The 22231-nt window shown below is 37.7% G+C and carries 16 protein-coding genes; 4 read left to right on the top strand and 12 right to left on the bottom strand.

From position 1 onward, the window contains the following. Positions 1–37: 37 nt before the first annotated feature. Together GQR54_RS06255 and GQR54_RS06250 are read left to right on the top strand one after the other, a co-directional pair. Positions 38–1762: a proline--tRNA ligase gene (locus tag GQR54_RS06255; protein WP_166376861.1), complete on the top strand. Its 1725-nt coding sequence runs from the start codon at positions 38–40 to the stop codon at positions 1760–1762. Positions 1763–2123: 361 nt separating this feature from the next. Continuing rightward, positions 2124–2957, top strand: a complete 834-nt coding sequence (locus GQR54_RS06250; RefSeq protein WP_166376860.1) for a UDP-2,3-diacylglucosamine diphosphatase — start codon at positions 2124–2126, stop codon at positions 2955–2957. Between the two features lie 25 nt (positions 2958–2982). Here GQR54_RS06250 and GQR54_RS06245 read toward each other — a convergent pair whose 3' ends face one another. The 6 genes from GQR54_RS06245 to GQR54_RS06220 form a co-directional block, all read right to left on the bottom strand. After that, positions 2983–6042: an ATP-binding protein gene (locus GQR54_RS06245; protein ID WP_166376859.1), complete on the bottom strand. Its 3060-nt coding sequence runs from the start codon at positions 6040–6042 to the stop codon at positions 2983–2985. 386 nt (positions 6043–6428) lie between these two features. Beyond that, positions 6429–7223, bottom strand: coding sequence for a hypothetical protein (locus tag GQR54_RS06240; protein WP_166376858.1), 795 nt, complete (start codon positions 7221–7223; stop codon positions 6429–6431). A 90-nt stretch (positions 7224–7313) separates the two neighbouring features. Beyond that, positions 7314–8477, bottom strand: coding sequence for a hypothetical protein (locus GQR54_RS06235; protein ID WP_166376857.1), 1164 nt, complete (start codon positions 8475–8477; stop codon positions 7314–7316). 433 nt (positions 8478–8910) lie between these two features. Then, positions 8911–10119: an ABC transporter permease gene (locus GQR54_RS06230; RefSeq protein ID WP_166376881.1), complete on the bottom strand. Its 1209-nt coding sequence runs from the start codon at positions 10117–10119 to the stop codon at positions 8911–8913. Then, positions 10112–10900, bottom strand: a complete 789-nt coding sequence (locus tag GQR54_RS06225) for an ATP-binding cassette domain-containing protein (RefSeq protein WP_007586825.1) — start codon at positions 10898–10900, stop codon at positions 10112–10114. Before GQR54_RS06225 ends, GQR54_RS06230 begins: the two co-directional genes overlap by 8 nt. After that, the gene (locus GQR54_RS06220; protein WP_166376856.1) at positions 10897–11709 is read right to left on the bottom strand and encodes a DUF3025 domain-containing protein; all 813 of its coding nucleotides are present in this window, start codon (positions 11707–11709) and stop codon (positions 10897–10899) included. The genes GQR54_RS06225 and GQR54_RS06220 overlap by 4 nt, the downstream gene beginning before the upstream one ends. Positions 11710–11822: 113 nt before the next feature. Here GQR54_RS06220 and GQR54_RS06215 point away from each other — a divergent pair, with 113 nt between their 5' ends. After that, positions 11823–13448, top strand: a complete 1626-nt coding sequence (locus GQR54_RS06215) for a M28 family metallopeptidase (protein ID WP_166376855.1) — start codon at positions 11823–11825, stop codon at positions 13446–13448. A 160-nt stretch (positions 13449–13608) separates the two neighbouring features. Continuing rightward, complete coding sequence (locus GQR54_RS06210; protein ID WP_166376854.1) at positions 13609–14784, top strand: putative manganese transporter; 1176 nt, start codon at positions 13609–13611, stop codon at positions 14782–14784. A gap of 70 nt (positions 14785–14854) precedes the next feature. On the opposite strand, the gene GQR54_RS06205 is transcribed toward GQR54_RS06210, so the two are convergent. The 6 genes from GQR54_RS06205 to pgm all read right to left on the bottom strand — a co-directional run bounded on the left by GQR54_RS06205 (position 14855) and on the right by pgm (position 22229). Next, the gene (locus tag GQR54_RS06205) at positions 14855–15220 is read right to left on the bottom strand and encodes a DUF805 domain-containing protein (protein WP_166376853.1); all 366 of its coding nucleotides are present in this window, start codon (positions 15218–15220) and stop codon (positions 14855–14857) included. Between the two features lie 148 nt (positions 15221–15368). Next, complete coding sequence (locus GQR54_RS06200; protein WP_166376852.1) at positions 15369–16952, bottom strand: dihydrolipoyllysine-residue acetyltransferase; 1584 nt, start codon at positions 16950–16952, stop codon at positions 15369–15371. An 8-nt stretch (positions 16953–16960) separates the two neighbouring features. Beyond that, on the bottom strand, positions 16961–17938 hold the full coding sequence (locus tag GQR54_RS06195) for a transketolase C-terminal domain-containing protein (protein ID WP_166376851.1): 978 nt from the start codon (positions 17936–17938) through the stop codon (positions 16961–16963). Then, the gene (locus tag GQR54_RS06190) at positions 17938–19152 is read right to left on the bottom strand and encodes a thiamine pyrophosphate-dependent dehydrogenase E1 component subunit alpha (RefSeq protein WP_166376850.1); all 1215 of its coding nucleotides are present in this window, start codon (positions 19150–19152) and stop codon (positions 17938–17940) included. The genes GQR54_RS06195 and GQR54_RS06190 overlap by 1 nt, the downstream gene beginning before the upstream one ends. A gap of 265 nt (positions 19153–19417) precedes the next feature. Next, complete coding sequence (astE, locus tag GQR54_RS06185) at positions 19418–20470, bottom strand: succinylglutamate desuccinylase (RefSeq protein WP_165727887.1); 1053 nt, start codon at positions 20468–20470, stop codon at positions 19418–19420. A gap of 121 nt (positions 20471–20591) precedes the next feature. After that, positions 20592–22229, bottom strand: a complete 1638-nt coding sequence (gene pgm, locus GQR54_RS06180; RefSeq protein ID WP_165741148.1) for a phosphoglucomutase (alpha-D-glucose-1,6-bisphosphate-dependent) — start codon at positions 22227–22229, stop codon at positions 20592–20594. Positions 22230–22231 lie beyond the last annotated feature (2 nt).

Here is a 22231-nt window from a genome sequence, read left to right as displayed (position 1 = left end):
TATTAAAAGAATATAATTACTCTATTTCGGAAAAAACATGCGTACAAGCCAATATATACTCGCAACACTTAAAGAAACGCCATCAGATGCTGAAATCGTATCGCATCAGTTAATGCTTAGAGCCGGTATGATCCGTCGCGTCGCTTCGGGTTTATACACTTGGTTACCCTCTGGTTTACGCGTGCTACGTAAAGTAGAAAACATTGTACGTGAAGAGATGGACAAAGCAGGTGCAATTGAAATGCTAATGCCTGTTATTCAACCTGCTGATTTGTGGGAAGAGTCTGGCCGTTGGAATGAATTTGGTCCTGAGCTTATGCGCTTTACAGACCGTCATAACCGTACATTTGCACTTGGCCCAACACACGAAGAAGTAATAACTGATTTCGTACGTAAAGAAATAAGCAGCTACAAGCAATTACCAGTTACTTTATATCAAGTACAAACTAAAGTACGCGACGAACGTCGTCCTCGTTTTGGTGTAATGCGTGCTCGTGAATTTACAATGAAAGATGCCTACTCTTTTCACTTAAGTGAAGAGTGTTTAGATGCGACTTATCAAGCGATGCACAAAGCATATTGTAATATTTTTGAGCGTTTAGGCCTTGATTACCGCCCTGTTATAGCCGATACAGGCTCTATTGGTGGTAGCGTATCGCACGAGTTTCATGTACTTGCTGAGTCGGGCGAAGATGCAATCGCGTTTAGTGATGGCAGTGATTACGCCGCTAATATTGAAAAAGCAGAAGCACTGGCACCAAGCGAGCCTCGCCCTGAAGCATCAAAAGAGCTTAAAGCGTTTCCAACGCCTGACGCTAAAACGATTAACGAGCTTAAAAAACACTACGGTGTTAAGCCACATCGCGGTGTTAAAACGTTAATTGTTTATGGTACGCCTGATGAAAACGAAGTACGCGGTTTAGTAGCCTTAGTACTGCGTGGCGATCACGAATTAAATGAACTAAAAGCTGAAAAGCACCCATTAGTAGACTCTTCGCTTGAAATGGCAACAGAGGCAGATATTGTTGCTGCTATTGGCGCAAAACCTGGCTCATTAGGTCCTGTCGGCTTATCAATGCCTATTATTGTTGATAGAGCAGCTAACATACTTGCTGATTTTGTTGCCGGTGCAAATAAAGACGACGAGCATTACAGCGGTATTAACTGGGATCGTGACGTAACTGATTACGAAGTTGCTGATATTCGTAATATTGTTGAAGGCGATATGAGCCCATGTGGCCAAGGCGTTTTACAAATTAAACGTGGTATTGAAGTAGGTCATATTTTCCAACTTGGCACTAAATACTCAGAAGCGATGAAAGCGGGTGTATTAAACGAAGGTGGTAAAAACCAAACCATGACTATGGGTTGTTACGGTATTGGTGTTTCACGTATTGTTGCTGCTGCTATTGAGCAGAACAACGATCAATACGGGATCATTTGGCCAAAATCAATCGCGCCATTCGATTTAGCTATTGTTCCAATGAACATGCACAAATCGCATCGTATTCCTGATATTGCTAATAACCTTTACCAAGGTTTAAAAGATGCTGGTCTTGATGTGTTATTTGATGACCGTAAAGAGCGCCCTGGCGTTATGTTTAACGATATGGAACTCATTGGTGTGCCATTTACGCTAGTAATTGGTGAGCGTAACCTTGACGAAAACAAAGTTGAGCTTAAAAACCGCCGTACAGGTGAAAAGCTAATGATTGATATCGATACAGCAATTGATGCAATTAAAGCAGCCGTTAAAGGTTAAGCTAAAAATACTTATAAGTAATTTTAAAACCGCTTTTTAAAAGCGGTTTTTTTATACCTAAATTTTATGTGTGTTATTTAGCTTTAGTATTACTGTCGTATGATTGTCATTTTTATTCCCTAAAGTATTTAACCTGAACTCTGGATAATAAATCTATCTCGAGCAGCTATTTTCAGCGCTAACTGCGTTGAATTTACTTGCAATAGGCTCGCTATTGACGCGTAAATTCGCCTTGTTTTCACTGAAAATCTCTGGCTAGAGAAAATAAATTTAAATATCACCATGATTCAATACCTTAGTAAATCTCTTAACCAGAGTTCAGGTTATTTAACTATTACACTCGATACTTTAGGGAATGAAAATGAGTAATGGCGCAAACACTAAGAAGCAACACTACCCTACTATTTGGATATCTGATGTTCATTTAGGTTACAAAGACTGTAAAGCAGATTACTTACTCGATTTTTTAAACTCGGTAGAATCCGACACACTTTATTTAGTGGGTGATATTATTGATTTATGGTCAATGAAACGTCAGTTTTATTGGCACCATTCGCATTATCAAGTATTAAACTCTATACAAAAAAAAGCAGCTAGCGGTACACGCGTCATTTATATTCCCGGCAATCATGACGAAACGTTTAGAAACTATATAAATCAAACGTTATTTGGTATTGAAATCCACCAGCAGTTTATTCACACCACTAAAGCTAATAAACGTTTTTTACTCGTACACGGTGATGATTTTGATTCCGCGACACGCTATAACAAACTTATTAGTATCGCGGGTAATGCAGGGTACGACTTTTTATTATTTTTAAACCGCTGGACCAATCGTATTCGAAAGCTATTTGGTGGTAATTACTACTCGCTTGCATCATGGATAAAAGCTCGCGTACACAAAGCACGTGAAGCAATTAAAGCCTTCGAAGATGCCGCAGTTCATGAAGCTAAAAAGCAAAACGTAGACGGTATTATTTGTGGACACATTCATCATCCCAAAATAAAAGTAGATGACGGAATTATGTATTGTAACGATGGGGACTGGATTGAGAGTTGTACGGCACTGATAGAGCAGCAAGATGGAAAAATTGAATTACTACATTGGTCAGACACACAAACCGTACTCGATAGCGCCGACATCACAAAGTTAAATATATCAACGGATGCTAAACCAAAAAAATCAGCTGCATAAGCAGCTGATTCTCAATTAATAACTATTAACTTAGCCAGGTGATTAACTTATCTTTTAGCGTTCGTGGCTTGATTGGTTTAGTAATATAGTCGTTCATGCCTGCAGTTAAACAACGTTCTCTATCACCTTCCATCGCACTTGCTGTCATAGCAATAATAGGTATGTAAGTGTAGTCTACCCCGGCCTTACTATTTCTGATTTCACTTGTTGTATCGTAGCCGTTTAAATTAGGCATTTGGCAATCCATTAAAATAACATCAAAAGCTTGCTCTGTGTTTTCTCTCAATGCTTCTAATGCTTCTACACCGTCTGATGCACAGGTGATTTTTACTTTTGTACGTTTTAAAATCGCCTTAGCTACTTCAATATTAATCATATTATCGTCTACTAATAATATATGATAAGCAGATAGGTCTGGCTCTACTTGTTCTTCTGTTAAGCCTTTTGGTGGCGCTATAATACAATCATTACTAGCACCAAATAAGCTGGCTAACTTATAGCTAAATTGATCTTGGGTAAGCGGTTTATTTAGAATGTGGCTACCCTCAGGTAACACCATTTTAGTCGGTTTATCGGTCACCATGTCGCGTAAAATTAAGACGTACTTTTTATTAAACTGTTTACAGTAATCAATTAACGCATCAATTTGAGGGTGCTCATCGTCAATTAATAATAAGTCAGCTTCAAACTCTTTATGCTCACTAAAGTAGTCGAGTCTTACAATGTTTTCTACATTTACTTTACAGGTTAGTAGCAATAAATCGCACACGTTTTTATAAACGTTATCGCGCGCTATTAATGCCGCTACGTTAATGCTAGTAGCAAGTTCAATACCTGTGTTTAGTTTTTTCTCTTGTGCTACATGTAGCTCAACTGTTGCGGTAAAGGTACTACCAGCACCCTTTTCACTTATAACCGTAATATTACCACCCATTAACTGAGCAAGTTTTTTACATATAGATAAGCCTAAACCTGTACCGCCAAAATGACGGGTTGTACTTGAATCTTCTTGTGTAAACACTTCAAATAGTTTATCTATGTTCTCTGGCGCTATACCAATTCCGGTATCTTTTATTGTAAAGCTCATCAATAACTTTGAATCGGTAATGTACTTAGAGCCGACAGTTAAACTTACTTCACCTCGGTGGGTAAATTTAAATGCATTATTAACTAAGTTAATTAAAATTTGTTTCAGTCGATGGCTGTCGCCAATAACCATTCTGTCTACTACATCTTTTGTATCTAAGAATACTTCAAGACCTTTGCGCTGGCCCTGTAACGCTAAAGAGCTAATCATATCGCTACATACTGTAACAACATCAAATGTATGATTATCAATATCAAGCTTACCCGCTTCTATTTTAGAAAAATCGAGAATATCGTTAATCAGGTTCATCAGAGAGTTAGCACTGCTATTAGCTAATTTTAAGTAATGGTATTGTTGTTCACTTAAGCCATCTTCTTTGAGCATTTCAAGCATACCCAAAACGCCATTCATCGGTGTGCGTATTTCGTGAGATATATTTGCTACAAAGTCACTTTTTGCTTGGCTCGCTGCTAATGCTTGATCAATTGCGCGCTCTAGCTCAACAGTCCTTTGTGAAACCTTTAGCTCTAAAGTACTGTTTAAGCCTTCAAGCTCTGATTGAGTATTTTTTAATGAGCTAATATTTCTTAAAATAGCCGCTACCTGATAACGGTTATTGTAGACATCAAAAATACTACTGAGCGTAATTGAAAAGTATTGTTTGTTGCCATAACCATCTGTGTAGATAGCTTCAAACGGCATTTTTGATCCGTTTGAAATAGTCTCTTCTATACAGTTATTATCGGCTTCATTTAAGTCAAATAAAGAAACAAAGTCAGGGCTAATGCCTGAAATTGAATTACCGAAAACCTCTTTAGCTGTATTATTAAAGTGAACAATTTCGCCGTTTTTCTCAATTGTAAAAATAGCATCCAGAGAATTTTCTATTACTTTATTGTTTTGCTCTTTTAGAGAATTAATTAACAACTTACGGTTTATAAAACGTTGGTATAAAAAGGCAATAACTAAAAATACGCTAAAAAATACCACTAGCATTGCAATAAAATTTTGACGCCTCTCGTTCACCTTTGCAAACAACGTTTTAGTATCAATACTTACACCAAGCTCTAAAGGTAACATCGCAATATCACCATTAAGCGAAATACGCTTTTTTAACGTGTAAGCAATTGGGTAATTACTTATTGGTAAAGTGCCTTGCTCTGCCATTGTGGTTGCAGTAGAAAATTCTTCAGTCCATGTTTTTGCTTTATTAAATTCAAAACCGAAGCGTAATTGAGGGGTTGGATGATATAAAAATTCACCTTCATTATTCATTAGGTAAATTTGTGTTCCTTGTGGAGATTCAACCGTCAAACTTTTTATTAATTTATCAGCAAAGTAGTTAGTGACTAATATTGCAAAAATTTTATTTTTTTCATCAAAAACAGGTTTAGCTACACGAAAAGTACTTATATAAGGTTCTTGTATCTGCCCATTTTCACGGTTGTAGTTAATAGGAGAAATATAAACACTTTTATTATCGAGCATACTCGCTTTTATCATGTAATCGCGTTGGCCTTTCTTTTGTAATTGCAGACCTTGCAGTCGATTAATTTCTCCGAGTTGGTTTCGATCAACTCTGACAACTTCTTGTCCACCATCTTCGAGCGTAATATAGCGAGCTTGCAATATACTGTCATCAGTCTGCATAAAGCCTGTAAAAATACTTGCTAAACGCTCTTGCCAAATATCAATGGGCGTTCCAAGAATTGGATCAATCAGTTTATTTTCTTTTGCGCGGGTAATACCTTGAATAGGAGGAGTTGCATCTAAAAAGCGGATTGCGGTAACACTATCTTTAAGGTGTTTTTTTAGTGAAAGGCTTTTTGTTTCAAGCTCACGTTTTAATTCTATTTGAGCTGAATGGTAAACATCACTTCTTACTTTTTGATCGAACATGTATAGAGAAGGCAAAGCTATAAGAACAAATATTATTGTTGCAACGAGCATTAATTTATTATTTTTTGTCACATTCAAAAAAATATTTCTTTTTAACATTTACTTCACCACTAGATTTTAATACCGCTATTATAGAGCAATAAAAGCTAAAAAGGACCCCGAGACTAATCAGTTATGACTATTAATTTACGCCTTTAGCGTAAAAAAATACTAAATCATTAGTTTTAATCCCACATAAATAACAGATAGCGGTATAAATAACGTTCTAAATGATTAGGTTTATTTTTCAAAATTTTAGCAGTGCGCAATCCCTTTTTTAAAAAATAAGGTAACGACAATGCAGCTTAAAAAAACAACAGATATAGGGGGGATTCATTCAAAAATTTAATTCTATGATGAGTATCATTGAAAACGGCCCATAACTTACTGACAACAGACTCCTTTAAAAGAACCAACTAGTCCTATAAGGCTTATTATATGTGTATTCACTCTATAACGCCTGTTTCCTTAGCAATACTCTCTAAATTCTTCAAAAATTGAATCGATTCATGAGTTATGTCTTTGACCTTAAACTGCGCTTTTATTTCGAGTTCACCTTCATCTATTACACTGTTACTAACAGTCTTTAAAGAAACGGCTTTCCCTTCATTATACAATGTGATTTCAGTCGGCATTTGATTTGTGTCGTACTTAAATTTACGCATAAAATCTATTAAAGGCACATCTAAAAAACCAACAAATGCTTTTCCAAAATAAGTATCTTCTCGTGCTCGCTTTAAAAGCCAAGTATATTCAGCAGATGATAGAAATTGGTTTGGGAATGAACTCGTTTTTACTGTTTGGACTTTTTCATCATCAAAATACCCTATAAATAAATTATCGCCTTCCTTTTCGTAGGCAATATAATTATTAGGGTCGTTTTTAGGATCAAGACTCATTTCATAAATTTGTTCTTTAGTAAATCCTGGCGCATATTTCATCATATCAGTAAGACCTTTATCACCATTTCCTTTATTTACAGAATAATCCAATCTGTATGCGATATTTTTTTGATGGTCTAAAATGTATTGCCCATCATCTCTAATAGTCATTTCTGTAAATGTTTTATTTGGTAAAACATAGTCTGTACGAAGGTATTTATCGGTGACTTTTATTTTAATGTATGCGAAATGATTTAGCTCTTTAGTTACTTGATAATTTAGTGAAAGGTAGTTTTGCGCGTTTGCATATCCACATAAACTTGCAGTGAGAACGATTATAAATTTAAATATATTTTTCAAAATTTCATCCTTAAAATTTAGTAATTAAAAATCGACGAAACCACATCGTATTTAGCTATTATTAGCGCCTATACTAAAGTACCTATTACATTAAATAGATATAACTTTTGGTAGGCTCATAGCAAGTATGATGAGTATAAACATAAAAACGAATAATCCAACATGAAGTTTAAATGGATAAACCATTTGGGTTGTTCTGTTTAATGACACTGGGTATTTATATTTTAATAATGAAAAAACGAGTGTTTTACTATCAGCGCTCCAATGAGATAGTGGAATACTCTGCCCCTTTGTCGTTTTGAATACCAGTGAGATTAAATACGACCTTTTAGTTGTACTCCCTACTGAGCCTTCAACTGAGGCATAATCGTAATTCCATTTAGCCTCAATGCTAATAATATCCTGCTTAGTTAGTGTGCGCGGTGTTTTATCAGTAAATAATAACGCGGGTAAATAAAGTTCATCATCATCTATTATTATGGAGCTTAAGGGCGCTGTTTTTATAAAATAGTATTTATTACAAATAATTACCCTAGCAAAATAGTAGCTTGCATAAGTTATAACTAAAAATGCAAAAGAAGGTTTCCAGTTTTGTGATGAGAATGCAATAAATAGCGAAAGCAAAGCAAAACACACTACGATGAGATGGACTAAATTTTTCTTACTACCAGGAAGCGGCAGTGCACACCTAAGTATAGGAATATTATTTTTAGCCTCAGCATTACCTAAAATAGTATTTTGTGGGAATATTTTTGAAAATTTGTTTACTGTTGCTGAGTTTGTTTTTTCAGCCTCGGCCTCTTCACGTTTAGCAGTATAAACGCGCTCAACGGTTGAAAGCTTATTCACTAATAGCTGCGCTTGTTTAGCTTGGTTAAAACACCTAAACGTGTAGGTACTAAGCTTGCCTTCTGCTGAGGTGTAATTAATATCAATCACACTAATGGCTTTATTATCTTGGCATGAAATTGTTTTAATCGTGCTAGTGTCAATGGTATGGTGACTAAACGTAAAGATTTTTTTCTTAAAAAAATAAGCAGCAAAATTTACATCAATTTGATTATTGTGTTCATCAAATTTTAATCGGTGTTGAAACATCAAAAGCGCAAGAATGAATAAAACATCAAGCCCATCACTTGTATCAAAAATCAATCCTTGACTTAAAACACCTAGCACAAGCCCTGCTGCAGTTAACCAAATGAGTAGCCATTTAATCGTTTCTAGTAATGATTTTAATACAATTGAATTAGCCAAAATTCCCTCTTTAATAAAAAGAGTATGCTTAATTGCATACTCTCAAAACATATAAATACTTGAGTTATTCAAGTATACAATAGCCCGTATTTATTCTTGTTCCGTACATTTAAAATGCTTTGGTACAAAAGGCATCATTTTATCAATGTATTTATCAGCTTTTGCTTGTCTAAACTCTTCGCATTTTTTATAAATAGTGGGTTTTGATTATCTTTAGTCGATAAGATGTGCTGTGTACGTTAGCGAGCTTAAATCGCAGCTAGCACATAATAATAAGGGGTAGAATAGTGGTGTTTTCAATAATCCATCCTTGTCTAGTAATCCAAAGTTCAGCCTATAAACTTAAACTATTTAATAACCGAATACAAACCGCTGTGAAAAGAATGGATTAAAAAAGCACCACTAAAGTGATGCCTTTATAATAAGTTACATGTTACCTAAATAAAACATCTTCTCTGTTAAACCATTTAACGCAAAATGTCAGTAGTCCGGCTGCAATGATTGCAGTTGCTAAAAATATTAAGCCTACAAATGTGTAATCAACAGTCCCTTTTACTATTTCTTTAATTGCTAAAGCCACGTTTGTAACAGGAATGAATGCTGTTTTAGCAGTAAGCTCCATATTTGGCATTATTGAAATAATAATAGGGAAAAACACGCCCATACTTAAGGGGGCCATATAGTTTTGTGCTTCTTTAAATGTGCGTGCATAAATAGATATAGCCAAGGCTAAAGCCGAAAATATAGCTGCAACAGGTAATAGCAGTACAAATATCATCAGTAAATCGGTAACCGCTAATGTACTAAATGCCGCTTTAATAAAATCTAGATCGGCAAATGCTAACGCCAGTGCTATCCAGCAGCCCATACTTAAGACCGTTATGGTTGTGGAGGCAATGGATGTAGTTAACAAAGTTATAAATTTACCAAGCACCAGCTCTGTACGCGTAATAGGTGTAAGTAGGAGTGTTTCTAGCGTGCCGCGTTCTTTTTCGCCAGCGCCTAAATCAATAGCGGGATAAGTTGCCCCCATCAATACTAATGGAATAAGTAAGTAAGGTAAAAGCCCGCCAATTTTTTCGCCAAGGTTTTCACGTTTATCGGCTGTATCTACTTTTATGACTTCAATTGGATTAAGAATAGATTTTTGAACAGACTCTTCAATACCAAAACTGATTAGCTTTTGAGTTTGCAGCACGTCACTGTATTCTGTTGCGAGTTCTTTAACGCGTTCGAATAAAAAGTTGATAGATTTTGAATCGTTAAAAACAACCTGCCACTGGCTTTGTTTTCCATCGTCCAATGTTTGCACAGCATGACTTGGTAAATAAATACCCATATCAATATCGCCAGCGATCACGCCTGCTTTAAGCTCATCAATATTGTTAAAGGTTTTATCCCCTTTATAAAGCTCAAAGCTTTTGTGATAAAACACTTTATCTGTAAATTCTTGTGCGTATTCACCGTTGATAATCGCGTAAGTATTTACTTTTTGTTCTGCGTCCATTGCTGCTTGCGAGCTTATAAATGCCATTACAGCAAACAATAACGGAAATATAGCAACAGGGAGCGCGACTACAAATAATAGCGTTTTTTTATCGCGTAATAACTCTTTTAATTCCTTTTTATATACTTCAAACATCATGTTTCTCCGTTAATATGTTCATAAACGCTTGATTAAGCTCATCACTATTACCTGCTTGTTTAAATTCATCTACTGTTCCGTCGAAGCAGCTAATACCTTCGTTAATTACAGCGACTCGGTCACATAAGAGTGCAACTTCATCTAAATGATGGGTCGAAAAAATAACAGGAGTACCTTGCGCCTTTAAACCCTTAATAAATTGAATAACGGTTTGCGTGGTCATTATATCGAGACCCGTTGTTGGCTCATCAAGCACAACAACTGCTGGGCGATGCACAACAGCACGCGCAATATTTGCTTTTTGCTTCATACCTGTTGATAGGTTTTCTGCGCGTTTATCTACAAACTTATGCATATCAAGCAATGTAAATAGCTCATCACAACGCGATGCAATATCGCTTTTGCTCATACCGTGGAGCTTTGCAAAATACTCTATGTTTTCTTTTACAGTTAAGCGGCCATACAAACCGGTAGAGCCCGATAAAAAACCGATAGACTTACGCCCCAGTAGCGGTTTTTTTACAATGTCGTTTCCGGCAATTGTTATTGAACCTTCATCGGGCTTTAACGCGGTTGAAATCATTCTAAGTGTCGTTGTTTTACCCGCACCATTTGGGCCTAGCAACCCAAGTACTTCACCCTTTGCGCAGCTAAAACTCACATCTCGTACTGAGTGAAAGTAATCTTTATCTTCACGAGGGTCGATGTCGTCTATTTTATTTTTTTTGTGATCTTTAGTTAGCTTAAATTTCTTTTTAAGCCCAGCAACTTCTATCATGTTCGTATCCTTCGTTTCGCTCTAAAATAATCTGTATTGTTGTAAAATGAGTCGTCTTTGTTTTCGTCATACCAGCCCGGCACACCTAATAAAGGCAATGGCGAAAGTTTTTTGTTATCAGCTAAGCAGTTGTCTGTATTAATCATCTCATAAAGGGCTTGGTCAAGGTACTGGTATTGCGTTACTAAATCTTTACAAAATATTTCATTAGGTACACAAACAAATAACGCTTTACCTGTTAAGCCTATATAAGGTTTAGTAAGCATTTCGTAATTTGCATGACCAAACATAAAAGGCTTTATTGTTTTACCCCACTCATGTTTGTGTTCAACAAATGCTGTTTTCCATTGATGATCGCAAAGCCACTGCTGCCATTTACTCTCACTTATAGCTAATACAACACCACATTCATCAAAGAGCGTTAGCGCATTACGATGCTTAGTACGCTGTTGTATTCCATGTTCAGCTATATCTTGCACATGACGCTGGTTAATAAGTGCTTTGGTTTTAGGAAATAAACACCAAATAAAGCCACCAAATAAGTCATGCCAATTCTCATTGCGTGTAGGTACAACACCCGTTTCAAAAATAACCTGTTCGTAATAACGATCGCCAAAATCTACCTTTGCATCATCTTCAAAAGTAATAGGTATATTATTCGCATTAATAGCGGTTAAAAATGGAGTAAACCACTGCGGCGCAGGCCAATCTGTTAGCTCGTTAACTTTAAACAGCTCACGTAAGTGCGAAAATGCACCGGTTTCTAAACTGCTGATTTGCCACTGCTCGGGGGGAGTAAAACGCTTCATTTAAACCTTTAACAATTTATGCCTATAATTTACGAGAAGTTTACCGCAAAAACTGGTTCTACTTAATAGAAGTTAATATACTAATCACAACTTAAAACAAGAAAAGAGCTGACATGAAACATTATTTCTCTCTCACACTCCTTGCCACTGCTGTTTTAGCAGGCTGTGCAACAACAAGTATTACGCCTACTGATGTAACCAATGGTTATAACAGTATTCAAGCTGATGAACTGGCTAAACATGTAAAAGTACTCGCTTCAGACGAATTTGGTGGCCGTGCTCCTTCATCGCCTGGCGAAAAGCTAACGCTTGATTATTTAACTGCGCAGTTTAAAGCTTTAGGTTTGGCTCCTGGTAACGGCGATAGTTACTTACAAGAAGTGCCACTGGTTTCACTTGAAGCAGATGCGAACATGGTGCTTAGTATTGGTGGTAAAGACTATCAATATAAAAAAGACATGGTTATGGGCAGTAGCCGCATAAGCGCACAAGAAGGCATAGAAAACTCTGAACTTGTATTTGTGGGGTATGGCGTTAATGCACCTGAATACAACTGGAATGACTACGAAGGCTTAGACGTTAAAGGCAAAACAGTGGTAATGCTGGTTAACGATCCGGGCTTTGCAACAAAAGATCCCGCTTTATTTACTGGCGATGCGATGACCTATTATGGTCGTTGGACATACAAATACGAAGAAGCGAGTCGCCAAGGTGCCGCTGGTGCAATTATTATTCATGAAACAGCACCTGCATCTTACCCTTGGTCGGTTGTTGAAAACTCTTGGAGCGGCGAGCAGTTTGGTTTTCAAAAAGAAAACAACAATATGGACCGCGTTGCAGTTGAAGGCTGGGTTACAACTGACGTAGCAAAAGAACTTTTTACTAAAGCCGGTTTAGATTTTGATACTGCGAAAGTAAACGCAGCTAAAGGTGCTTACCATGTTGATATGGGTGACTTAACCGCTTCTGTTAGTATTAAAAACACAATTAAAAAATCAGTGTCGTACAACTTTATCGCCACTTTACCTGGTAGTGAAAAACCAGATGAGCATGTTATTTACTCGGCTCATTGGGATCACTTAGGTACAGACAAAACACGTAAAGGTGATCAAATTTATAACGGTGCACACGACAATGCAACGGGTACCGCTGGGCTAATTGAAGTAGCCGAAGCTTTTACTAAATTACCAAAGCACCCTAGCCGCTCAATGACTTTTTTAGCGGTAACTGCTGAAGAGCAAGGTTTATTAGGTTCTAAATATTATGCGGCAAATCCAGTGATCTCAGCTAATAAAACAGTGGCTAACATAAACATGGATAGCTTAAATTTATTAGGCAAAGTAAAAGACATGAATGTGGTTGGTATTGGTAAATCACAAATGGATGAGTTTTTAGAAACTGCGGCTAAAGAGCAAGGCAGAACAATATCTGGCGATCCTAAACCATCATCAGGTGGCTATTACCGCTCTGATCACTTTGCATTTGCTAACATGGGTATTCCAGCCATGTACGCAGGTGGCGGTACTGTTGCTGCTGATGAAGAAACAGCTAACTACCGTAAACGTATGAGCTTAGTACTTCGCGGTTGTTACCATCAACCATGTGACCGTTACCGCGATGAATGGGATTTATCGGGTGCGGTTCAAGACTTGCAGTTGTTTTATAAAGTAGGTTTTGATATTTCTGAGCAAGCGCAATGGCCAACATGGAATGCAAACTCTGAATTTCAGCGTAAGTAGCACTATTTAATCACAGTCTTAAATTCAAGTTTAAAGCAACTTGAGTTTAGCTATCGAAAAACTCAAACAGAGTAATCGATTTAAATAAATGCAAATGATATTGATTATCATTTAATTAAAATATACAGTGTGACCTAGTTAATTTATTAGGTCGCATTGTATGATTTCACTCCCTCACATTGGTTTTATTACTCCTGCCTCAAAACGATTTTTGAGCCAAAATAAACGCTTACTGCTGCCTTTATTTATTTTAACTTGCCTTGCAATACCGCAATTACGTGAAATAACAATGACCGCACTGAGTGATGCCTTTTTTCAAGTGAGTGTATTTGTTGCTGCAACCCTTTTAATTTATTACTACGCTATAGAACACTTACCTCAATTAGAGCTTAGTTATTTAAGCGCAAAATCACCGGTTCTAGAAATAAGCTTTGCCGCTATTTTAGGGGCATTACCAGGCTGTGGTGGTGCAATTATTGTGGTAACTCAATTTACAAAAGGCCAAGCAAGCTTTGGTGCTATTGTTGCCGTATTAACAGCCACAATGGGCGATGCTGCATTTTTATTACTTGCTACCCGCCCCACTGAAGGCCTGTTAATTATGGGAATAGGGTTAGTTGTTGGTACATTTAGTGGTTTACTGGTTAATGCAATTCACAAAAGTGATTTTTTACGCCCTACAGCGCAAGAACAAAAGCACCAAATTAAAATACTCTCAACTAATATTATTAAAATCAGTAAACCAGTTTGGATGATAGCAATTATCCCAAGCCTTATTATTGCCTTTTTAATCGCCTTTAATATTGATTTTAGTCAGTTTGGTAAGTACACAAATACAACTATTAGTATTTTTGGCGCTGCTATGGCTTTGTTTATTGTTAGTATTTGGGCACTTTCGTCAAGAGGTGAAAGCTATCAAGAAGTAACGTCAGAAGACGATGCATGTAACCCCACCTCTAAAATAATAAAAGTATTACAAGATACCCATTTTGTAACGGCATGGGTTGTAGCCTCTTTTATGCTATTTGAGATTTTGGTTAACATTGCAGGACTTGATTTAAAAACGTGGTTTGTACATTACGCCTATTTAGCCCCATTAATTGCAGTGCTTATTGGATTTTTACCCGGCTGTGGCCCGCAAATAATTGTTACAACGCTTTATATTCAAGGCATTATTCCCTTTAGTGCTTTAGCAGGAAACGCAATTTCTAACGATGGTGATGCGTTATTTCCAGCAATAGCAATGGCGCCCAAAGCTGCAGTTATAGCTACACTTTATACGTCTATTCCCGCATTAATAGTTGGTTATGGGTTGTATTTTTTTGCTGAAATTTAAAAGAATGAGAAATAAAAAAACAAAAAAGCTCAGCAATTGCTGAGCTTTTAACATGTTAAGTTATTCTTACTTATACAGTAGTTGGTTCTACTGCTAATTCTTTTGGATTTGGACCAAAATCGTTCTCACCTTCGTGCGAATCTTGCGCAAGGAAAACAATTAAAACAATCCAGCCAATTACTGGCACTAACCAAAGTAGTTGCCACCAGCCTGAACGGCCTGTGTCATGAAGACGACGAGCACCAGCACTTAAGCCAGGAATTAATAGCGCTAAGCTATAAATAGAGCCAATGAACATTGTACCTAGTGCACCATCAATCACATTACAAACTACTGAAAAAATAGTATTAAACAATACAAACATCCAATATGCTTTACGACGATTACGACCTGAAAAATCTGCGTAGCTGCGCAACGCGTTCATATAATGTTCCATGAAATTTCCTTAGTGTTATTTTTTATATTCCCTAACGGGGTTAATCTAATTACTTTTAGTAACATTTGTATCTTAATTAAAAACAGCTGACATTAAAACAAAAAACCAGCTAAAAGCTGGTTTTTATTACATATTAACAATTTAGCTATTAACTCATAGCCATCATCATTGCCGATGGGTTTTCTAAGTACGACTTCCATAGGTTATTAAAACGAGCAATAGTGCCCCCATCAATAACACGATGATCGCCAGACCAACTCACTTGCATAATAGCTTTACTTACAACCTGCCCACTTTCATCAAAACGCGGTAGATGCTGCAGTTTACCTAGCGCAACAATAGCCACTTCTGGTTTATTAATTATAGGGGACGCGATAGTGCCGCCAATAGCACCAATGTTAGAGATGCTAATTGTCCCACCTTTTAAATCATCCGGTGCAACACGGCCTTCTCGCGCTGAATGAGTTAAGCGGGTTAAATCATTTGCCACATCAACAATGCTTTTACTCTGGCATGATTTAATATTAGGCACTAACAAGCCAATTTTTGAATCAACCGCTATACCGATATTATGATCGTTATAATAGGTAAGCTCTGAACATTCATCGTTCACTTTTGAATTAAGTACTGGGTACTCTTTCATTGCTAGCGAGAGTGCTTTTACAAAAAATGGCATCATGGTGAGCTTAACGCCTTGTGCTTTGTACTGCTCTTTTAAAGCGCTACGCAAAGCTATAAGCTGTGTTAAGTCTATTTCATCACTAAACGTAAAGTGCGGAATAGTTGAAACCGAAGCTACCATTTGCTTGGCCATGGCCGCTTTAATGCCTTTAATTTGCTCTACTCGTACGCCACCGCTTTGATTCTGTGTTTGGTTTTGCACTGCACTTTGAGAAGCATCGCTATTAAGCGGTGAAGTATCAATAGTATTTGGCACTTCGCCTTTTACATACTCTTCAATATCTTGCTTGTAAATACGGCCATTTTTACCACTACCTGGTACACAGGTTAAATCAACATCTAGCTCACGAGCTTTACGACGAACCGCGGGGGATGCAACCGCTTTTTGATTGATAACTTTAGCAGTTTGCTGTGTTTTAACAGGGGCAACTTTTTCCGCGACGGCATTAGTTTGAGCCTTTACGACCGCTTGGTTTATATCAACATTTGGTTTTGCTGCACTGCCTGCAATTGTCATTTGAAACAACGGGCTATGTACTTTTGCTATTTCACCTTTCTGGTAATATAGTTTTTTTACTGTGCCTGTATATTTTGCCGGAATTTGTACTAATGCTTTGTCGGTCATTACGTCACAAACCGCTTGGTCTTCTTCTATTTCGTCGCCTTCAGCAACTAACCAATCAACAATCTCACACTCAACAATACCTTCACCAATATCCGGTAATATAAAGTCCTCAACCACATCAGCTGCATCATTAGTTTTATTTTCAGCTTGTACTGGCTCTTGTACTACTTCATTGCTAATGCTTTCACCTGCTACATCCATAGCGAATAAAGGGGCATGTACTTTAGCAATCTCACCTTTTAGATAATATAGCTTTGAAATAACGCCATCATGCACTGCCGGAATTTGTACTAATGCTTTGTCTGTCATAACATCGCAAATTGGCTGATCCTCAGATACGGTATCGCCTTCTTGTACTAGCCATTCAACTACTTCGCATTCAACAATGCCTTCACCAATATCGGGTAATATAAAATCTTTAGCCATGGTAACCCCTAAAAATCCAATGATTGTTTAATTGCAGCCAACACTTTTAGTGCATCCGGTACGTATTCTTTTTCAAGTGCCAGCGGGTATGGCGTATCTAGACCACATACACGTAAAATTGGCGACTCTAAATGCAAGAAACACTCTTGTTGTATTGTCGCGGCTATCTCTGCACCAAAGCCATTGGTTATAGGCGCTTCATGACTCACGATTAAACGGCCGGTTTTAATAACCGATTTAGCAATCGTTTCAACATCCCATGGTAAAATACTACGAAGGTCAATAACTTCACAGCTTATACCTTGCTCACTTGCTTGCTTTGCTGCATCTTCAATAATCTCCATTTGAGCACCCCACGCTAAGAGCGTAATATCGGCACCCTCTTGCACTACTTCAGCCGTGCCTAATTCAATGCTGTAATCTTCTTCTGGCACTTCGCCAATTGATGCACGATATAAACGCTTAGGCTCAAAAAATATGACCGGGTTATCGTCTTTAATTGATGCACGTAATAAACCTTTAGCTTGATAAGGGTTACGCGGTACAACTACTTTCAAACCCGGTGTGTGCGCAAAATACGCTTCGGGTGATTGTGAATGGTATAAACCACCGGCAATACCGCCACCATAAGGTGTACGAATAGTTAAGTTACCTACATTAAATTCATTACCACTGCGATAACGAAATTTAGCGGCTTCATTTACTATTTGATCAAACGCTGGGAAAATATAATCCGCAAATTGAATTTCTGCCAATGCAGGTGCACCAAATGCCGCTAAACCATTAGCAAAGCCTAAAATACCTTGCTCGGTTAAAGGCGTATTAAAAACACGATGTTTACCGTACTTCTCTTGCAAGCCCGATGTTGCTCTAAATACACCACCAAAGTAACCAACATCCTCACCAAAAATACAGGCTTGAGGGTGTTCATTCATCGTAATATCGAGAGCAGAGTTAATTGCGTGGAGCATGTTCATTTTAGCCATTACTTAATTCTCCCTGCGGTTACTGGGTAAGCATCTGGATGCTGTTTTATATGTTCTTTTAGTTGCTCGTACTGGCGTTGCAATAATGGAATTGGTGTATCGTAAACGTCAGATACCAGTTCTTCTAAAGCGGGCTTTGCAACAACTTCAGCACGTTTAAGCGCTGCTAAAATGTCTTCACGAATCGACTCTTTTGCTTTTATATCGTCTTCTTCGTTTAACCAGTCTTGCTTGACCAACCATTTTCTAAATTTATCAATAGGGCACGTTTGATGATTAGCTTCTTCATCTTTAGAGCGATAACCACTTGGATCGTCTGACGTAGAGTGCGCACCCAAACGATAAGCAATCGATTCAATGAGTACAGGCTCACCTTGTGTTGAGGCTATTTCGCGTGCTTTTTTAGTTGCCGCATACACAGCAAGTGCATCTGTGCCATCAACACGAATTGTTTTAATGCCATAACCCACACCACGCGAGGCAATACCATCGCCTTTAAACTGCTCATCAGCAGGGGTAGATATGGCATAGCCGTTATTACGTGCAAAAAATATAACCGGCGCTTTGTGAACAGCGGCCATATTTAAACCGGCATGAAAGTCACCTTCAGATGCAGCACCTTCACCAAAGTAACAAATAGTCACATTATCAATTGTGCTGGCAAGCTCGCCTGTTTTAGCGTCGATGTGCTTTATTTTTTGGCCATATGCATAACCCGTTGCCTGTGGTATTTGCGTACCCAATGGCGATGAAATCGTCATGTAGTTTAGCGCTTTAGACCCATAATGAATTGGCATTTGACGGCCTTTGCCTAAATCCAATTCATTTGAAAACATTTGGTTCATAAATTGATCAAGCGTAAAGCCACGATAATGCAGGGCTGCCTGTTCACGATATTGAGCCATGATCATATCGTCTTGATCCAGTGCAGCAGCAGAGGCTGTAACTGCGGCTTCTTCGCCTAGGCATTGCATATAAAAACTAACACGGCCTTGGCGCTGCGCGCCTTGCATACGTTCATCTAGCAAGCGAATAAAACGCATGGTTTCGTATAATTTAAGTGCGGTATGTTTTGAAATGTCAGGTGCGGTTGCACTAGGATGAATGTCGCCGTCCTCAGTTAAAATACTAAGGGTTGGAATATTAAGCGCATTACCATCTATAAATTCTAGATCATGATTAATATTCAGCGATACGTTATTTGGATTACTCATAACCTACCTTCTTTTGTTGTCGGTAAAACAGTGCCCCTTTAAATTATTATTGTGGGTGATTGTTGCTGGTTAAACTTTGCAACATCTGCACTATCTTTAATTAAAGCTGCCAACACTTTACGTTAACGTAAAGTGTTATTCAACAGATCTGGGACGAAACAAAAGCAAATACTGGTTAAATAAGTGGCAAGTTAACGATACGGTTACTTTAATTAATAGTAATCATATAGTTAACTTTAAGTTACTAGTGGTCTGATGAGTTAAATTAGACGAAATTGCTATCAATATCCATTGGAATAACAGTAAGGAGTGCTCTTTGCCCTAATGCTACGCTCGCATTTGGAAAAATAATAGCCTCTCCTTCAACGTCAGCGTAAATCGCTGTATCACCGTCGGTTGCAAGTAGTGCACCTTTCGCAAAGCCAGTAAAGTTCTCGGCATCGTCAGAAAAAGGAAAGCTAAAATCGTTCTGCGTTCTATTTATTGTGCGATGGACAGCAAACAATTCAAAATCGTTTGCATTAAATTCAGGATATTTAACTTCATTTTGACTAATTAATGCAGTTAAGGTTTGCTTTGTTTTTTCAAAGCGAGCCATATCGTTTTGACCAAATGGCTTAACTTGACCCAGCTCTACCGTAAAAGAATCAGCACCGTGTATAAATGACGAATAATAGCTAAATGTTGTTGCAGGAGATTTCATCATAAGCACGGTATTTACACCACAACTCAATAAAAATTGTAGCTGCGACTTTTTCCATGGCTTACCATGTAAAAATGGATACACAGCAAATTTTTCGTTTTTAGAGCCTCTAATTGCAGTGTGTAAGTCGTAATGACATCGCGTACTGCCTTGCTCGCCACGTGTATAAAAATCGCTTACGTACTGCTCAAGCTTTGCAGCGCGGTTTCGCTCATTATTCATTGGTACACCTTCAATTGTATGGTGACCATTAAATAATCTATTTAAGTTTTCTTCTACAAAACGCAGGCCAATATTAATTGATTGTGGATTACCGTAAATAAACAAAACACGCTGCTTAAGTATCAGCTCGCCTTTTATAATTTGTTTAATAAGTGCATCACAAATTTCAATTGGCGCAGTTTCGTTACCGTGTACAGCGCTTGAATAAACTACATCTTTTGACGTTATAACAGCAGGTTGAAACTCAATGACTCCGGTATCGTGTATATTTACACGAGTCCCATTATCTAAAACAAACTCACCTGCATCTAAATGCCATTCGTTGTCACGACTAAGCGTTAAAAAATCGCCTGTTTGTTTTAATTCATTTAAGTAAGATGGATTGGCTGACATATAATAAGCCCTTTAAAAATAATGTGAGAGTAGACTCTTATGCATATATTTTTATAAATACACAAGGTATAGAAACGAAAACGGCTGAATAAATCAGCCGTTTTAAAATTATTAGATTAAGTTAGCTTATAACTGAATCTACAAGCTTTTTAGCTTCTTTTTCAAGTAACGCTAAATGCTCTTCACCTTTAAATGATTCAAGGTATATTTTATAAATATCTTCAGTACCTGATGGACGCGCTGCAAACCAGCCATTTTCAGTAACCACTTTTAAACCACCAATGGCAGCATCGTTACCTGGTGCATGAGTCAATTTTTGCAAAATAGGCTCGCCAGCAAGTGTATCTGCTTTTACATCAGAAGCACTCAATGCTTGTAAACGTGATTTTTGACCGCTTGTGGCTGGTGCATCTAGGCGTTTATAAATTGGAGAACCAAACTCTTGTTCTAATTCTTTATAAAGGACTGATGGCGTTTTACCTGTCACAGCAAGTATTTCTGCAGCGAGTAGACCCATAATGAAGCCGTCTTTATCTGTACACCATACAGAGCCATCAAAACGTAAGAATGCAGCACCTGCGCTTTCTTCGCCACCAAAGGCAAGCTTGCCTTTGCTTAAGCCTTCAACAAACCATTTAAAGCCTACTGGTACTTCTTTAACCTTACGGTTGTTACGAGCAGCTACTTTGTCGATCATAGAGCTAGAAACCAATGTTTTACCAATTTCTACGGTTTCATTCCAATCACGGTGTTTAAGTAAGTAATCGATTGCCACTGCTAAAAAGTGGTTTGGATTCATTAAGCCGTCTGGCGTTACAATACCGTGACGATCGTAGTCAGGGTCGTTACCAATAGACACATCAAAATCATCTTTTAGTGCAATAAGATTTGCCATTGAATAAGGTGATGAACAATCCATACGAATTTTGCCGTCTTTATCAAGTGGCATAAAAGCAAAACGTGGATCAACAACATCATTAACTACGGTTAAATCTAAATTATATTTTTTTGCAATGACTGGCCAAAAATTAATACCTGAACCACCTAGTGGATCGATACCAATTTTAATACCTGCATCGCTAATTGCTTTTAAATTAACGATATTTGCTAAGTCATCAATATAAGGAGTCATTAAATCTTCGTAGCGGATAAAGCCAGAACGCGATGCCTTAGCGAATGGGAATAACTCAACTTCAACTAAATCTTCTAGTAAAAGTTGATTAGCTCTGTCTTCAATCCATTTAGTGACGTCGGTATCTGCTGGTCCGCCATTAGGTGGGTTGTATTTAAAGCCACCATCTTCAGGAGGGTTATGCGAAGGCGTAACAACAATCCCGTCTGCTAATTCATTTGGGTGTAGCTTATTGTGGCTAACGATTGCATGGCTAATCACTGGTGTTGGCGTAAAATCACCATCTTCTTGTGTGATCACTTGCACTTCATTCGCAACAAGTACTTCTATTGCAGAGTTAAATGCGGCTTCACTCAATGCGTGTGTGTCTTTGCCTAAAAATAACGGACCAAATATGTCATTTTGTTTTCTGTAATCACAAATAGCCTGAGTAATCGCTAGAATGTGTGACTCGTTAAATTTAACATCGTAAGAACAACCACGGTGGCCTGAGGTACCAAAGGCAACACAATGCTCTGGATTTTGTTCAAGATCAGGTTCATTTAAGTAATACGCAGATACTAATTTAGGTACGTTAACCAGTGCCGATTGTGGAGCAGTTTTGCCTGCGCCTGAGTGAATAGCCATTA

The organism is Pseudoalteromonas sp. Z9A4 (assembly GCF_011378845.1).
Lineage (GTDB): Bacteria > Pseudomonadota > Gammaproteobacteria > Enterobacterales > Alteromonadaceae > Pseudoalteromonas > Pseudoalteromonas arctica.
Note: the sequence above shows the minus strand (reverse complement) of the source record. Positions and strands in the feature narration are given on the sequence as shown.

Bases quoted from the DNA above. Each gene is read 5' to 3' on its own strand.
- GQR54_RS06230 (WP_166376881.1), bottom strand. From the start codon at position 10,119: ATGTTTGAAGTATATAAAAAGGAATTAAAAGAGTTATTACGCGATAAA.
- GQR54_RS06195 (WP_166376851.1), bottom strand. From the start codon at position 17,938: ATGGCTAAAATGAACATGCTCCACGCAATTAACTCTGCTCTCGATATT.
- pgm (WP_165741148.1), bottom strand. From the start codon at position 22,229: ATGGCTATTCACTCAGGCGCAGGCAAAACTGCTCCACAATCGGCACTG.
- GQR54_RS06200 (WP_166376852.1), bottom strand. From the start codon at position 16,952: ATGGCTAAAGATTTTATATTACCCGATATTGGTGAAGGCATTGTTGAA.
- astE (WP_165727887.1), bottom strand. From the start codon at position 20,470: ATGTCAGCCAATCCATCTTACTTAAATGAATTAAAACAAACAGGCGAT.
- GQR54_RS06210 (WP_166376854.1), top strand. From the start codon at position 13,609: ATGATTTCACTCCCTCACATTGGTTTTATTACTCCTGCCTCAAAACGA.
- GQR54_RS06205 (WP_166376853.1), bottom strand. From the start codon at position 15,220: ATGGAACATTATATGAACGCGTTGCGCAGCTACGCAGATTTTTCAGGT.
- GQR54_RS06245 (WP_166376859.1), bottom strand. From the start codon at position 6,042: ATGTTAAAAAGAAATATTTTTTTGAATGTGACAAAAAATAATAAATTA.
- GQR54_RS06250 (WP_166376860.1), top strand. From the start codon at position 2,124: ATGAGTAATGGCGCAAACACTAAGAAGCAACACTACCCTACTATTTGG.
- GQR54_RS06255 (WP_166376861.1), top strand. From the start codon at position 38: ATGCGTACAAGCCAATATATACTCGCAACACTTAAAGAAACGCCATCA.
- GQR54_RS06220 (WP_166376856.1), bottom strand. From the start codon at position 11,709: ATGAAGCGTTTTACTCCCCCCGAGCAGTGGCAAATCAGCAGTTTAGAA.
- GQR54_RS06225 (WP_007586825.1), bottom strand. From the start codon at position 10,900: ATGATAGAAGTTGCTGGGCTTAAAAAGAAATTTAAGCTAACTAAAGAT.
- GQR54_RS06215 (WP_166376855.1), top strand. From the start codon at position 11,823: ATGAAACATTATTTCTCTCTCACACTCCTTGCCACTGCTGTTTTAGCA.
- GQR54_RS06190 (WP_166376850.1), bottom strand. From the start codon at position 19,152: ATGAGTAATCCAAATAACGTATCGCTGAATATTAATCATGATCTAGAA.